Here is a 16279-nt window from a genome sequence, read left to right on the forward strand (position 1 = left end):
GCAACGGCAACTGGACCTGGACACCTGACCAGCCGCTGGCCGAAGGCCCGCATGACATCGACATCGTGGTGAAGGACCCGGCCGGCAACACCAGCCCGCCCTCCGACACCATCACCGTCATCGTCGACACCACACCGCCGACACCACCCTATATCGCTTCGGTCTACGACGATCAGGGCAGCAAGACCGGCAACCTCGTCGCCGGCGAAACCACCGATGACGACAAACCCACCGTCTCCGGTATCTGGACAGAACCCAATGCCACGGTCGTGCTCTACGACAACGGCAAGGAAGTCGGCCGCACCACCGCCGATGCCACCGGCAACTGGACGCTGGAGCCCAACCACCCCCTGGCTCAAGGGCCTCACGTATTTACGGCGCAGGCTATCGACTCTGCCGGTAACGTCAGTGGCCCCTCCACGGGCTTCCATTTCACTGTCGCGCCACTGGTCAAGCCCAGTGCCCCTACTATCGACAGTGTCTACGACGATGAAGACACCCGTATCGGCTACCTGAACCCGGGCGATATCACCGATGACTGGGCGCCTCTGATACAAGGCAGTGCGACCCCAGGCGTGAAGGTCAACGTCTACGCCAATAACGAGCTCATCGGCAGCACAATTGCCGGTACGGACGGTAAGTGGTCTTTCGATCGCGCCGACCTTGACGAGGGCCAGGTAGCTCTGACAGCTCGCGCTGAAAGTACAGCAGGCAACCTCAGCGATCCGAGCGCCCCGTTCGATCTCATACTCGACTTCTCGGCGCCGCAACGTCCCTACCTGGAGCGTATCGTCGATGACATCGGCACGGTGCAAGGAACCGTCTACCACAACACCACCACTGACGACCGGACACCAACGCTGGTGGGCATTGGCCAACCTGGTGACCGGGTCATCGTTCGGGACAACGGTACGGTCATTGGCGAGACCTGGGTGGACGATCAGGGAGGGTGGAGCTTTACGCCCTCGACACCGCTGTCCGAAGGTCGGCATGACTTCAACGCCAAGGCCATCACGGCCAACGGACGGGAATCGGGATGGATGGTGGATGACGAAACCATCTTCGTTGACCTCACGCCCCCTCAGCCTCCTGTAATCCTTACTCTGCAGGACAACAGCGGCCACATCGTGGGCGAAATCCCTCAGGGTGGCGTCAGTGATGAAGAGGTTCCGATCGCCACTGGCTCGGCCGAACCGTTCTCAACCATCACCATGTACAACGCCCTCGGTAACGTGGTCGGTCAGAGCAAGGCGGATGCCAGCGGTTTCTGGCGCCTGTTCGTGTCCGTACCCCTGGAACTAGGCGCGCAGTCGCTGACCGTCACAGCAACAGACAAGGCAGGCAACACTAGCCAAGCCTCTTTGCCCCGAGAATTCACCAAAGTGGAGGCGGGTATTCCCGGCAAACCGGTGATCGAGGGGGTTTACGACGACCAGGGTCGCATCATTGGAAGCGTGCCACACGAGGGTCTGACCGATGACACGCATCCATTGGTGTACGGCACAGCACAGCCCGGCACGTTGGTGAAGCTGTATTCACTCTTCACTCTCGTAGGTGAAGTGTTTGCCGATCAGAACGGACACTGGGAGCTTGAGCTGGATCTACGCAGCATCGGCACCTACCACAACCTGTCTGCCCGATCGTTCACACCAGCCGGTAACTTCAGTGAGATGAGCGACTCCTACATCATCTATATCGACACCACGGTTCCTTCGGCACCGTCGGCAGAAATCTACGATGACGTCGGCCCAAAACAAGGTGAGCTGGGCTATGGAGAGACCACCGACGATGCGATGCCACTGATCGTCGGCCGTGGCCGTGAAGGGGACAGCATCTTCATCAACGTGGACGGCACGGTCATCGCGGAAGTGAAGGTGAGCCCGCAAGGTGAATGGCGCTATGCCTTCGACAAGCCACTCTCCGACGGTCTGCACATCATCACCTTCCAAGCCATGAGCGAAGTGGGGGCAATGGGCAAGGTTTCCGAAGACTACCGCATCATCGTCGAAACCTCGTCGCTGAACGGAGGACGGATGGCAGCCGAAACAGACAATGCAGCGCTGCCTGAGGCCGAAGCGATCATGGCCCTGACGAGCCGCAGTGCATTGCTCTTGGACGACGTGCTAAGCCAACACGGTACGGAGCTGTTCCAACCCTCGCCGGCCATCCAGGACATCACACCCCTTGCCTCGCAGCCGGCGGAACCCGCGGAAGCCAACACTCTGCTCTGGACCCACAGCCCACTGGACATCCAGCTTCTGGAACAACTGGAAGCCAACCAGCAACAGCACCTGGCATAAGTGCAGTCGCGTCCATCCCTTCAACAAAACGGGCCCCTTCGGGGGCCCGCGGAGACCCCATGCGCACCCTCAAGCACACGATCCCTGCAATCGCGCTTCTCGCAGCGCTCGGCTATGCAGCTACTGCACCAGCGGCTCTTTCCGAACAGGCTTTTGAGGAGCCCTACAGCCCAATGCCTGAGCCCAGCCGAAGCCAGGCACAGGTCATCTACTACCGCCTCGATACGGAACAAAGCAGCCCCGACGGCGCCCTTCTGTATGTCGATGGCGAACTGCATACCAGTCTTCTGAACGGTGGTTACACACGCTTCTGCCTGAACCCTGGGCAGCACACCCTTGGCGCGTTTCTCAACGAAGCTCCTACCTACAGAGGCAAAGCAGATACCCCCTTCGAGCTCAATCTGGAAGGAGGCAGAACCTACTTCATGCAAGCCGAACTGGCCTCCGGCCGCCCCGTCCCCCTTTCGCGCGAAGAAGCCGAAACGCAGTTGACGAAAACACGCCGGCAAGCCCATTTGCTTTCACGCGCCTCTAACGTGCAAGCCTGTGTCGAGACCGTTCCCGTCGCAACGCCGTCCCCTACCCCCGTTTACAAGGACTACGACCTCCCCAGTGATGTGTTGTTCGCTTTCGGCAAGTCGGAGCGCAAGGACATAACCGGAGCAGGACGCAAGGCCATCAGTGAACTGATTGCCGCATTGCACCGTGAGCACGCCAATCTACGGCGCATCCTTGTGGTCGGCCACACCGACCCCATCGGACGTGCTGAAACCAACCTCGCCTTGGGCCTACGCCGCGCACAAACCGTCCGCCAGTTCCTGATAGATGGTGGTATTCCAGAACACGTACTGGAGACCGCCAGCATGGGCAGCACAGAGCTGGTAGTAGCCGATTGCCATGGCAACCGTGATGAACAAATTCGCTGCAATGCTCCCAACCGCCGAGTAATGGTTCGCGTGGACGTCAGCCAGGCGCACGCTAACCCCTGACCCGCTACCCCGCCAGAGCCCGGTACCAAGCCGGGCTCTGGCCCCTCACTCCAATTTTTTGGAAAAAGCTCGTACCGACAAGCGATACCCGAAGGTAAGAATCCGCGCCCCGAGCTGAATCGCCCCGGGTTTCGTGGCGGCTTCAACTCTCGAAAAGATGAGGCTATGAGTAAGTCTACGACTTACTTCCCCGAAGTCCCTGAATGTGCCGTGCGCATGGTTCTGGAATACCTGAACGACTGTCCCACCGAGTGGGCGACTGTAGAGGCCATTGCCCCCGAAGATTGGCTGTGCAGCGCAAACCCTGCATGGCTGGATTCGTCGCCACCAGACTGATGCCGGTCAGCGTCCTGGGCCAACCACCGAAGAGCGCGAACGCATCAAGGCGCTGGAGCGTGAGAACCACGAGTTGCGCAAAGCCAACGAGATTCTGCGCCTGGCCAGGGTGTAGACCGCCGCACCAAGTCCTGAGGGCATTTGACGATCAGCATCGTGATCGTCTCGGGATCGAGTCGATCTGCCGTGTCTTGCAGATCGCCCCGTCCGGTTACCGCCGGCACGCGACGCAACGGCGCAACCCGGAACTGCTCCGTTGTCGTGCTCGGTGCGATGACGCGTTGATCCTGGCAATCCACCGCATATGAGACACCAACATGCAGCGCTATGGCGCGGTGAAGGTCTGGAAGCAGCTTGGGCAAGAACAACGGGGCACGATTGCTATACCGAGCGGCTGGCAGAGGCCGGCCTCGAGCCTTCGGTTGGCAGCAAAGGCGACAGCTACGACAACGCCTTGGCCGAGTGCATCAACGGTCTGTATAAGGCCGAGCTGATTTACCGCCAGTCGTGGATGAGCCGTGAAGCTGTTGAAATAGCAACCTTGAAATGGGGGCACTGGCACAACCACCACCGGCTCGGCGATATCCCGTCTGCAGAGGCTGAGGCAAACTTCCACCAGCAATCAACAGTTCAGCCCATGGCAACCTGACTCAAACGAAACAGCCTCCACTAAACCTGGGGCGATTCCGTTCAAACCTTTTTAAATTCAGCCTACAGGGAGGCGATCCGTTTACGGATCACCTCCCTCCATCCTGGCTCATAGGTGGTTGAGAGGCATCGTAGCTTGGCGAACTCAAAGATTCCCGTAAGTTACGTGTCCTGATGCCTGCCAGTCATCTCAGCTCGGTCGTTACGCCCATCTGTACTAGCAGTTCAGCATTCAGCGTGTCGTGTTGCCAGATCTGATAGCCGATGCCAGATACGGTCAGACGGCCCTGCGTTTGCCAGTGGCCCGAGTCTTCACCTGTACTGAGTCCCTGGAGAGTAACAACATCATCCGCGTCGCCGTTGACCATCATCTGTACCGTATTGCTCTTGTGGAACAGGTCGGTCTGCCCATGGTTGAGAACGTCCTCTACTGAAAGGTTGAGGGTGTTGCTCCCCTTGCCATTGATGTCAATTACCTCGATTGAGCTGATCTTGCCTTTGAGCCGCGTCAAGTCCAAGGTCTGCCAGCTACCTGTCACCATCAAGGTGTCGACTCCACCAAGGCCTGCCAGGCTCGACTTTGTCGAGCTTAGGATGCCGGTGTTTTCTACCTTGAATACGTTACTCTCATCCGTCCCGTAGTAATGTCCGGGGGCCGTGATGGTCTGTTCTGCCGGCTGGCCTATCAGAGTGCTGCTTACGCCTGAGCTGGAGGCGTTGATAGCACTTTCGTCGAGGCCTCCGAGTTTGAGATTGTCAATCCAGATTGACACTTTGGTATCGCGAACGTCTGAACCAATGGCATCGAAGTCGATCCGGTCGTACTTAAGCCCCTCAGGCAGCTTTATGGCTACATCTTTGGTGAATGGGCCTGAGGAGACATTGGTCTCTGATACGGAATTCGCAGAGTAAAAATAGACCATCTTCTCTTTGTAATAGAATGTCAGGTGTATCTTTTCCTTAGAGTAGCCACTCCAACCTGCCGGCCCTGAAGGTACCCAGTTGGTGGTGAGGTCGCCGAGCTTGCAATAGAATTCGCTGGCCGAGCCCGCCTTCATGAACAATGAAACATGGTCGGTGATAACTAGAGCAGAGCCCTGGATAGGGGAACTCAGTTGGAAGGATGGGTACCTGTTGAAATCCTCCGCAGCGATTACGCCTTGTGGAGACTGCAACTGCGGTAAACCATGTCTAAGTTTATCTGAATTTAGAACGAACCCCCCCATATCTATAGCGCCACTGAAAGCCTGCACGCTTCCCAATGCCGTGAATGCGTCGAAATCCTGCTCATAAAGAGCCTGCCTGACCTGGTCAGCTGTAGCTCCACCCATGTCCATTTGAATATTGTCTAGCGCGATGAAGCCGCGTAGTTGTTCCACAGGCATTTTTTCAGGTAAGACTTCGACGCGAACCTTTTTAAATTCAACGCCTGGTGGAAGCTGGATATCGATATCCTTCAGTCGGCTCTCCCGAGGGTCGCCAGTGTACTGGTAGGATTTGAAATAGACGGCATTGCCACTCTCGTCATAAAAAGTGAAATGCACGAATCCGGCGTAGCGTTGTTTTGCTGTAACTAAATTATCATGCTGCCAATAGCTATAATCGAAAAAGCCGTCTCCAAGGGTGGCAGCGAAGTGTTTGGAATGGCCTGCTTTCAGCTCAAAGTCTAGTGCGTTTGTTACGCCGATGAAGCCGCCTTTCATAAATTTGGTCGGCTCCCTCCTCATCAAAGTGTATTCGCCAAAAACACCTTGCCAATTATGACTCTCAATGTCTGTTGCGCAAGTGATGGTGTAAGCACCCGCATCATAGACTTTCCCTTGCTTAGTCAGCCTGGTTTCTGCGTACTCCATTCCTATTTCAGAGCTGGGGTTAATCGCCCAAGCGTGTGCGCTAAAAAGAGTTCGCGAGATATTCCCAGCCTCATCCACCATCGCAGCGCCATACTCAGCCGGAGGCTGGCCATTGCTGGAATAGGGCAGGCTAACTCGGCCCGCTGCGATTTCATCGAGACTCAATATGTGGCTAATTTTCACCCCATCAATTAGGGCCTCTACTAGAGAACCAGATCGGAACTGAGAGCCTTCGAATGTCACGGTCAACTTACCGTCTGCCCACTGAGTCGAAGTGGGCGGTGGAACCTGAGTATCGAGAACAACCGTTTGCGAGAGTGTGTCACCGGAGCGCCCGTCAGTACTTACAACACGTGTCTGCATGCTCCAGTCTTGAGTGTGAGTACTTTGGTCCGACAGGTACCAGCGACCATCCGCTTCTACAATCGCGTTCTGCCACGTAACACCGTCGTTGACCGAGACTTGTACCTGGTCGCCATTACCCAGCTTGCCCTGGATGGTGCCACTGATCAGTCGCCCTGCTGTTCCGTCGTTTGTGCGGAAGTCACGGTTATTTGTCCCGCTATCCTTGGTCATGCTGTCAATGCGTGCTATTGCCGCCGGGTGATACGTGTCCACTACAAAGTTAACGGGTTTGCTTTCTCCGCTGCTATTGCCGGCGATATCGTTCACTTCCGTACTGAATGAGTGTGAGCCATCCTTCAATGGATGTGGCGGGGTGAATGACCAAGTGCCGTTTGTTGAGACAAGGGTACGCCCTAACTCCAGGCCATTGTCATAGACGATAACCGTGGCGTATGGCTCGGCTGTGCCCACAAAGGTAGGGAGGTTGTCGTCTGTGACCGTGCCAGAGGTAATCTCACCCTGCACGGTGCCTACATCGTCCATTAGTTTCTGGAGTGCTGGCTTTGGTGCTGTGGTATCTACCTCGATGGGGTAGCGAATGCTCTCGCTGCTACTGTTTCCGGCTGTGGAAATTGTTTTGCAGGTAATGATATTGAGGCCTTCAGCAAGATTACGTTCTGGTTCGAACGACCACTTGCCGTCTGTCCCAGCAACAGTACTGCCAATCACTAAACCATTGATGAGGATTTGCACAGTTGCGCCAGCAGTCGCGCTGCCTTGGATGAGAGGTTTTGCATCATCGGTGATGCCACCACGCGGGACATTTCCGATGATGCTGCCCTGGTCGTCATAGACGCTCTCGATGATGGGGGTGTTGGGGCGGCCGGAGGAGGCCAGGGTGAACGCGAAGGCATTGGAAGGCAGACTGGTGTTGCCCGCCACGCTGATCGATTGGGCGCTTAGGCTGTGGCTGCCCAGGGGCATGGGCAGGCTAGGCTCGAAGGTCCACTGGCCGTTGGTATCGACACGGGTCCTGCCGATCTCGACGCCGTTGTCGAATACCACCAGCGTGGTGTTGGCTTCGGCGGTACCTCTTATCAGCGGTCGGGAGTCGTCGGTGGTATCGCCTGGGTTGAGCGGGCCCGTGACATCGCCCTGGTCGTCGAAGACCTGTGTAATAGCAGGGCGTGCAGGGGCGAGGGTATCCACGCTGAACACATGGTCGGCCGAGGGTAAGCTTGCGTTGCCGGCCTGATCGATCGCGATGGCACTCAGCCTGTGCTCGCCGTCTGCCAAAGGCAGGGCGGGTTCTACGGACCAGCGTCCATTGGCATCCGTCTGGGTCCGTGCGATTTCGCGGTCAGTGTCATAGATCACCAACGTAGACAGGGGCTCTGCCGTGCCGGAAATCAGGGGGCGGGCATCGTCTGTGATGCCGCCTTGGGCAATCGGGCCGGTGATGCTGCCTTGATCGTCGAACACGCGCTCTATAACGGGGCGGTCCGGTGCGCGGGTGTCGACGAGAATGGTGTGCGGCTTCGACTCGATACCGAGGTTGCCGGCAGTGTCCACTGCCTGCAGGACAAAGTCGTGCTGACCATCAATCAACGCTTTCGATGGAACATATTGCCAACCGCCATTGCTGTTGACGGTCACCTCCCCGATCACCTGGCCGTTGTCCTTGATAAGGATTCGATCACCCGGTTGGCCGTTGCCCGTTAGCGTAGGGCGGTTGTCATCCGTGATGCCTAGGTGGGGAATCGGCCCCTGGAGAGGTCCGACGTCATCGACCACCGCCTGCAGCGAAGGGGTGTCGGGAGCGATTGTGTCGATGACGATCACGTAATCCGCGCTCACTGCACTCGTATTGCCAGCAGTGTTGGTGCTTTGTGCGGTCAGTGTCTGGGGGCCGTCAGCCAGCGGAGTCGACGGGACCAGCAGCCAGATGCCGCCGGCATCTGCTGTGGTGGTACCGATGACCTGGCCATTCGCCTTGACCGTGACGGTGCTGTGGGCGGGAGCCTTACCATTGAGTTTCGGCTGGGCATCATCTGTAACGCCGCCACGCGGGACATTGCCTGTGATGCTGCCCTGGTCGTCGTAAACCCCCTCGATAGTCGGTGCATTGGGCTGTCCGGTAGCTACCAGGGTGAAGGTATAGTCCTGCGACCAAGGGCTGGCGTTGCCGGCACCATCAATGACTTGTGCCTTGAACGCATGTGCTCCGATGGTTAGGGGTGACGTGGGTTCGAATGTCCAGGAGCCGTTGGTTTCGACCGTGGTGCGACCGATCTCGCGGCCGTTGTCGAACAGCACGAGCGTGGTGTTAGGTTGGCCGCGCCCGTTTACCCGAGGTTGGGCGTCGTCAGTGACGCCGCCTGCGGGAATGGAGCCGGTTAGGTCGCCCTGGTCGTCGAGCAGGTCGTCAATGGTGGGCGCAAGCGGGCGGCCACCTGTAACGAGGGTGAACCCATGGGGGAGAGAGGCTGTACTGGTATTGCCAGCGGCATCCATGGTGCGTGCGGTCAGGCTGTGCGCGCCAGTGCTCAGCGGACGGGAAGGCTCGAAAAGCCAGGTTCCGTCGCTTTCCACAAGGGTGCGACCGATCTCAATGCCGTTGTCGTAGAGCACAAGGGTTGTGCCGGCCTCGGCAGTGCCACTGATCAGCGGTTGCGCATCGTCTGTGATGCCACCGGGTAGCACCGGGCCAGTGACATCACCTTGGTCGTCCAAAACCGAAAGGATGACGGGGCGATCCGGCGCGGTGGTGTCGACGATGAGTGTGCGAGGAGGGGACTCCTGGCTACGATTACCCGCCGCGTCAACCGCCAGGATGGTGAAGGTGTGCGTGCCTTCTGGCAGTCGATAGGGGGGGATGAACTGCCAGTTTCCAAGTGCATCGACCGTGGCCTCACCAAGGGGTTTGCCGTTGTCTCGGATCAGGACCCGAGCACCCGGCTGGCCTGAACCGACCAAGGTGGGCAGGGTGTCGTCAGTGGTGCCCAGGTGAGGTACAGAGCCTTGGATTGACCCGACGTCATCGATGACGTCCAAGAGTTCAGGCAAGGCCGGGGCGGTGATGTCGATGATGATCGAGTAGCCGTTGCTCTGGGTACTGGTATTGCCGGCTGGACTGGTGGCCTGGGCCGTGAAGACGATGGTGCCTTCGGGCAAAGGGCTGTTTGGCTCCAGTGACCATTGGCCACTGGTATTAGAGGTGGTTCGTCCCACCTCCCTACCATTGGCGTAGAGCGTGATGACCATGTTGGGCTCGGCGATCCCGCGGACCAGCGGCAGTGTATCGTCGGTCTCGCCGCCCTGCCCGACCGGGCCGACGATGCTGCCCTGGTCATCGACCACGCTGGTTATGGTCGGTGCCTGCGGTCGGCCGCCGGGCAGCACGGTGAACGGCAGCAGGTCGGACAATGCGCTGGCGTTGCCGGCTTGGTCGAAGACCCGGGCGGAAAGAATGTGCTCGCCCAGTTCCAGTGGCCGGGTCGGTTCGAAAGCCCACTTGCCATTTGCATCAATGGTGGTCCGGCCGATCTCACGGCCGTTGTCATAGACGCGGACCGTGGCATGGGGTTCGCCGGTCCCGGTAAGAAGGGGTTGCCTATCGTCGGTTACACCGTTGAGCGCAATACTGCCGGTCAGGTCGCCTTGGTCGTCTTGAAGATCGGTTACCTGTGGGCGGGCGGGTGAGGAGGTGTCGATCGACAAGCGGTGCGGCGGTGTTGCGACGCTGGTGGCTCCAGCGGCATCCATGGCCATTATGGTGAAACTGTGTTCACCCTCAGCCAGGTTGGATTTTGGCGTAAAGCGCCAGTTGCCCCGGCTGTCCACGCAGGTTTCGCCCACCAATTGTCCTTGGTCATCAATCAGGATGCGCTGGCCAGCGACAGCCTTGCCGATGAAGGTTGGCCGGGCGTCGTCGGTGGCCTGCTGATCGGCAATGGGGCCATGGTCCAGACCGACGTCATCACGAATTTCCAGCAGTTGCGGGGTGTCCGGCAGTCCGGCGGTCAGTTTGAACCCATAGGGGAGGCTTTCACGGCTGAAATTCCCCGCCTCGCTCTGAGCCACAGCCGTCAACGTGATCGCCCCGTTCTCAAGGGCGGCAGGAGGGGTTATGGACCATTGGCCGCTTTGGTCGGCGAAGGTGCTGCCGATGGCTTTGCCGTTGGCGTAGACGGTGACCTTCAGCCCAGCTGTTGCGCTGCCGCGTACTACCGGACGAGGATCATCGGTCAAGCCGTCACGGGGAATACTGCCGGTCACGCGCCCAGCTGTATCCTGAAGTTCGTCGATGCTGGGGGCGGCAGGTAGCTGGGCAGATAGAACCTGCAACTCGAAAGCGTCGGAGGGTTGGCTGGCGTTGCCGGCCTGGTCAATGGCAAGGGCTGTCAGGCTGTGGGCCCCTGGTGTGAGGGGGCTGGATGGCGTCAGACCCCATGAACCATCTGCCAGCGCCTGGGTGCGCCCCACTTCCTGACCGCTGTCGAACACGACTACTGTGGTCAGGGGCTCAGCGGCACCGGAGATCTTCGGACGGGTGTCATCGGTAGTCCCGCCTTGAGGAATCGGCCCGACGGCCTGCCCCTGGTCGTCGTAGAGATCGTCGATGCTGGGTCGCTTGGGGGCTGTGCGATCAACGATCAGACTGTGGATATCACTAAGGGCACTGAGATCGCCCAGTGGATCCTGCGCCTGGACGGTTAGGTCATGACGGCCCTCGGCTAATGGAATGCGGGGTGTGAAGCTCCAGTTGCCTTGGTCGTCAGTGATGGTTTCTCCCAGCTTGCGATCACCATCCTTGATCAGAATGCGATCGCCAGGCCGAGCCGTACCCTGCAGCGTTGGGCGGTTGTCATCGGTTGCCTGAAGATGAGCGACGGGGCCCTGGATCGTACCGACATCGTCAAGAATGTTGAGCAGGGTGGGGCGCGGAACATGGGCGAAGGGGGCGGCAGACAACAGTGCCGTAGCGATTGGCTCCGGACTCGGCGATAGCTGTATCGCTGCCCCGTCATCCAGGCGCGTCTCCAATGCATCGGCACTGGCATAGATGTGGAGTGAGCCATCATGCCTGCGTGCTGCCAAGGTACCGGGAGTATTGAAGAAGTCCTGAATGACCAGCCAGGGCTGTTTGATGCCCAGCGCGAGGTCTTGGCCCCGTCGTTGCAGCTCGGGGGAGAGCAGAGAGTCATCTTGGGTGCCCGTGTCGAGCAGGTAAAGTGCGCCGGGCAGGGCCATTACTTGCAAGGGCGTGGCGGCAGTCGTGGCTGAGGGAGCCTCAATGAGCCGGGTCGTGCCGTTATGAAGGATATGGACGCTAGCGTTGCTGTTGCTCAATGGACGGTCCTCGCGGTGTGGCTACCAGCGGTAACCACGACGAGGAAAGCGTCTATCGATACCGCAGGCCTGGGTTTCGGGGCGCGGATTCTTTCGTTCCAGGGACGTTCGTCGATACGAGATTTGTCTCAAAAGGCCGTATGGTCATCCAGCCATGGTGTATCCGACCTCCTTGCCGTTGTCCAAGAGGGCCACGGTGGCTTGAGGCTCTGCGGTGCTCGGCATGATGAGCGTGTCGTCATGGTTCTTCACCGTCGACGGCGACCAGTCCATTTACGGCTGGCGCGGCGCACGGATCGAGAACATCCAGTATTCGCCAGCGACTTACTGGATGCGCAGACCATCCGCCTGGAGCAGAACTACCGCGCCATTACGGACATCCTCTACCGCCCAACGCACAAGTCGCAGGTGCAAGGTGAAGTTCGAGAGCGAAGCCAGCAAGCGGCTGATGCTGGCCTAGGCGAAGCTGCAGCCGCTCTGAACAGCGTGTGAAGGCCGCCTTGTCAGATCGTGTGAAAACCAATTGAGCGCCAAACCCTGAACAATCAATGGTCATCTTTGGCACGTTCTCGCTCGTTATGAGCGAGATCAGCTCATGAAATACCTGAAGACTTCGCGTAGCAACGTTAGCCTTCAGGCCGAGCGGGAGTTTTCACACAGTCCGTTGTGGCGGGCTTACTCGGCTCGTGTTGGGGGTGGCGGGGTGCTCAATGAGAACAGCGGTACACCAGGGCCACGCAGCTGCTTGTTGAACAGCCGCCATTCACGCTCCACCACGTCGTAGGGTACGTACAGGCTGAGGCGCTTGCTGCTCTCCAACTCCGGGAGCATTGGGCCGAATGCCTTGAACATGCCGACAGTCACACCCACGGCTGCGCCGTCGGCGCCATACACCGGCCCTCCGGACATGCCTTGGCTGATGGGCGCATCGTTGACGGCATACGCGGTCGGGTCGCTGCTGCTGGGCCGGATGAGTGCGCGTTTGGCCGTCCCTTCCCCCTCCACGATCACCAGCAGCGGGCTGACGCCTGCGGTGCGGACCGTCTCGCCCGGTACCGCCGCCCGCCACTTTGGCACGGGGCCTTGCGCTTCGTGGTGGATGAAAACCAAGTCACACCCGGTACTGCAGCGATGCACAACGTTTGGCAGCCAGGGAATATGTGCAACGCTAACCGCGTAGTGTTCGTTCCACTGCACGGCACTACCCAGAAAAAAGTAAGGCATGGGAAAGCCGGAACTGACCCGCATCAGACCCTTGGCTTTCGAGTGATCTGCAAGCGGGATCAGCGTGCCGTTGCAACCTGCCAACAGCAGGGCGGACAACAGCGCAAACACATGCGCCTGCATGATTTCACTCCTATCAGGTCTGTTCAGTGTGAAGCTTAGATACGACGTGACAGTGCGTTTCACTAAGCCCTCCGTGACGTGATGGACGTCACGTCCATACGCCAAAATAGGGCTCTTCGCGGAATCTGGGGAAAGAGTGGGTTGACAGTCGGGGAGTGGGTAAATTGGCAGTCGCCAAACGAACCAACGCCCACTCCCTGCCGCCACCGTTCACCCTATTGATCTTGCTGCTTTCTGACCAGGCTACGAGCCTGTCGCCTGTCGCCAATCTATCTATGACACCCTGCTGATTGAGCTCGAGCTTCAAGCCGGCTCTGGCCCTATCTACAAACGCTGTGGTCAGCCGCTCCATTAATCCACGAGCGGCGGATTCGCCAGGTGCGGGCGGATGACCGCGCGGATCGACTGGTTGGCGCCGGCGTCTCGTCTGACTCAGCGCTTGCGCGTCTGGCTCGAAGGCTTGAGCCACGTCAGTCGCCTTACCGGCCTCTCAAGGCACTGGACAGGCACCATCTGGAAGCAGAGGTCGGGGCCTTCGAACCGGGCGACGTACGCCGCTTGGTGACGGACGAGTTTGCTCTGCACACGGGACACCGCTACGCCACGGTGATCATGGATACCGAGCGGACGCGGGTACTGTGGGTCAGACATGGCAACAGCCGTGAGGCGATCCATCCGTTCTTCGAGCTACTCGGCGAGCAGTGCCAGCAGATCGAGGCGGTGGTCATGGATATGAACACCGCCTTCGACCCGCAGGTCGAAGTGATAAGCCTTTTTATGGAGGTGGCTCCGCAGGGTGCTGTCGGCGGCCTTGGGAGCCAAACTGGTTATCGAGTTCTACGGGGGTCTGTTTCGCTCTACGGCCCCACACCTGCCTCAGAGCGGCTGCAGCTTCGCGTAGGCCAGCATCAGCCACTTGCTGCCTTCGCTCTCGAACTTCACCTGCACCCGCGCCTGGGCGCCGGCACCTTCGAAGTTGAGGATGGTGCCCTCGCCGAACAGCGCGTGCTGCACGCGCTGGCCGAGGGTGAAGCCGGTCTCCGGCACTTCGGCGCCGCTGAACATCGACGGTGTGCGCGGGGCGCTGCCGGCCATCGGGCGGCTGACGGTATTGCCCAGGCGCACTTCGCGCACCAGCGAGGCGGGGATCTCGCGGACGAAGCGCGAGACCTTGTTGTAGGTCTCGCTGCCGTACAGGCGCCGGGTCTCGGCGTAGGTCAGCACCAGGCGCTGCATGGCGCGGGTGACGCCGACGTAGGCCAGGCGGCGTTCCTCTTCCAGGCGACCGGGTTCCTCCATGCTCATCTTGTGGGGGAACAGGCCCTCTTCCATGCCCACCAGGAACACCAGGGGGAACTCCAGACCCTTGGCGCTGTGCAGGGTCATCAGCTGGACGCTGTCCTCGAAGGCATCGGCCTGGGCTTCGCCGGCCTCCAGCGAGGCGTGGCTGAGGAAGGCCTGCAACGGCGTCAGCTCCTCGTCCTCCTCGCTGTTCTCGAAGGCGCGGGCGGCGCTGACCAGTTCCTCCAGGTTCTCCACCCGGGCCTGGCCTTTCTCGCCTTTCTCTTCCTTGTGGTAGGTGATCAGCCCGGTCTGCTCGATGACGGTCTGGGTCATCAGGTGCAGGGGCATCTCCAGGACCTTGGCGGCAAGGTTCTCCACCAGTTCGACGAACACCGCCAGGGCCGACGCAGCACGCCCCGACAGGCCCTTGTTGGCCAGCAGCAGGCGGATCGCCTCCCACATGGACACGTCCTGGGCGCGGGCGAATTCGCGGATGCTCTCCACCGTCTTCTCGCCGATGCCACGCGGCGGCACGTTGATCACCCGCTCCAGCGCAGCGTCGTTGCCACGGCCGTCCAGCAGGCGCAGGTAGGCCATGGCGTTCTTGATCTCGGCGCGTTCGAAGAAGCGCTGGCCACCGTAGATGCGGTAGGGGATCTTCTCCCGCAGCAGCGCCTCTTCCAGCACCCGCGACTGGGCGTTGGAGCGGTAGAGGATGGCGATCTCGCTGCGGGTCATGCCGTCCTTCAGCGCGCTCTCGATGCTCTCCACCACGTAGCGGGCTTCGTCGTGCTCGTTGTAGGCGGCATAGAGGCCCAGCGGCTCGCCGTCCGGGCCGTCGGTCCAGAGCTCCTTGCCCAGACGGCCGTTGTTGTTGGCGATCAGGGCGTTGGCGGCCTTGAGGATGGCCGCGGTGGAGCGGTAGTTCTGCTCCAGGCGGATGGTCTGCACATCCGGGAAGTCGCTGGCGAACTGCTGGATGTTCTCGATCCGCGCACCACGCCAGCCGTAGATGGACTGGTCGTCGTCGCCCACCACCATCAGGCTCTCGCCACCCTGGGCGAGCAGGCGCAGCCAGGCGTACTGCACGGCGTTGGTGTCCTGGAACTCGTCCACCAGCAGGTGGCGGAAGCGCCGCTGGTAGTGCGCCAGCAGGCTCGGCTTGTCACGCCAGAGGTCGAGGGCGCGCAGCAGCAGCTCGGAGAAGTCGATGACCCCGGTGCGCGCGCAGGCGGCCTCGTAGGCCTCGTAGATCTTCAGCATGGTGGCGAGGAACAGGTCGCCGCCAGCCTGGATGTGCTGCGGGCGCAGGCCCTCGTCCTTCTGCCCGTTGATGAACCACTGCGCCTGGCGCGCCGGCCAGCGCTGCTCGTCCAGCCCGAGGTCGCGGATCACCCGCTTGATAAGCCGCTGCTGGTCGTCGCCATCGAGGATCTGGAAGTTCTCCGCCAGCCCGGCCTCCTGCCAGTGCGCACGCAACAGGCGGTGCGCCAGGCCGTGGAAGGTGCCCACCCACATGCCGGCCGGGTTGATGCCCAGCAACTGCTCGATGCGGTGGCGCATCTCGGCGGCGGCCTTGTTGGTGAAGGTCACCGAGAGAATGGAATGAGGCGAGGCGCCCTCGGTGAGGATCAGCCAGGCGATGCGATGCACCAGCACGCGGGTCTTGCCGGAGCCGGCGCCGGCCAGCACCAGCTGGCGGCCCAGCGGGGCGGCCACAGCCTGCACCTGGGCATCGTTGAGGGACGCGATGAGGAGTTCGGGGTCGTTTTGCATCGCGGCATTCTAGGGGGGCGGCCCAGGCAGGGCAAACCGATGACCGGGC

Annotated in this window: 5 protein-coding genes, 3 pseudogenes and 1 other annotated feature; of the genes and pseudogenes, 5 read left to right on the plus strand and 3 right to left on the minus strand. The window is 60.2% G+C overall.

From position 1 onward, the window contains the following. The 3 genes and pseudogenes from A9G05_RS16685 to A9G05_RS26695 form a co-directional block, all read left to right on the plus strand. Positions 1-2300: Ig-like domain-containing protein (locus tag A9G05_RS16685; RefSeq protein WP_256548440.1), on the plus strand; the 2300-nt coding region annotated here is incomplete at its 5' end. A 59-nt stretch (positions 2301-2359) separates the two neighbouring features. Then, positions 2360-3289, plus strand: a complete 930-nt coding sequence (locus tag A9G05_RS16690) for an OmpA family protein (protein ID WP_069562041.1) — start codon at positions 2360-2362, stop codon at positions 3287-3289. 165 nt (positions 3290-3454) lie between these two features. Beyond that, positions 3455-4274: pseudogene (locus tag A9G05_RS26695) on the plus strand (integrase core domain-containing protein). Then, positions 3723-3831 (plus strand) — a sequence feature (AL1L pseudoknot). Its footprint overlaps the pseudogene before it by 109 nt. A gap of 184 nt (positions 4275-4458) precedes the next feature. On the opposite strand, the gene A9G05_RS16700 reads toward A9G05_RS26695, so the two are convergent. Beyond that, positions 4459-11823, minus strand: a complete 7365-nt coding sequence (locus A9G05_RS16700) for an Ig-like domain-containing protein (protein ID WP_069562042.1) — start codon at positions 11821-11823, stop codon at positions 4459-4461. A gap of 256 nt (positions 11824-12079) precedes the next feature. Between A9G05_RS16700 and A9G05_RS27950 the strand changes: the two are divergent. Further along, positions 12080-12207, plus strand: a pseudogene (locus tag A9G05_RS27950) (UvrD-helicase domain-containing protein); the annotation flags it as partial. A 291-nt stretch (positions 12208-12498) separates the two neighbouring features. Here the strand turns inward: A9G05_RS27950 and A9G05_RS16705 are convergent. Beyond that, on the minus strand, positions 12499-13233 hold the full coding sequence (locus A9G05_RS16705; RefSeq protein ID WP_139131174.1) for a trypsin-like peptidase domain-containing protein: 735 nt from the start codon (positions 13231-13233) through the stop codon (positions 12499-12501). Positions 13234-13333: 100 nt separating this feature from the next. Between A9G05_RS16705 and A9G05_RS28175 the strand changes: the two are divergent. After that, a pseudogene (locus A9G05_RS28175) lies at positions 13334-13968 on the plus strand (transposase); the annotation flags it as partial. Between the two features lie 78 nt (positions 13969-14046). Here the strand turns inward: A9G05_RS28175 and uvrD are convergent. Continuing rightward, positions 14047-16230 carry a DNA helicase II gene (uvrD, locus tag A9G05_RS16715; protein ID WP_044405767.1) on the minus strand — a complete coding sequence of 728 codons (2184 nt, stop codon included), beginning with the start codon at positions 16228-16230 and terminating at the stop codon, positions 14047-14049. Positions 16231-16279 lie beyond the last annotated feature (49 nt).

Origin of the sequence: Pseudomonas sp. ENNP23 (assembly GCF_001728945.1) — a bacterium.
Lineage (GTDB): Bacteria > Pseudomonadota > Gammaproteobacteria > Pseudomonadales > Pseudomonadaceae > Metapseudomonas > Metapseudomonas otitidis.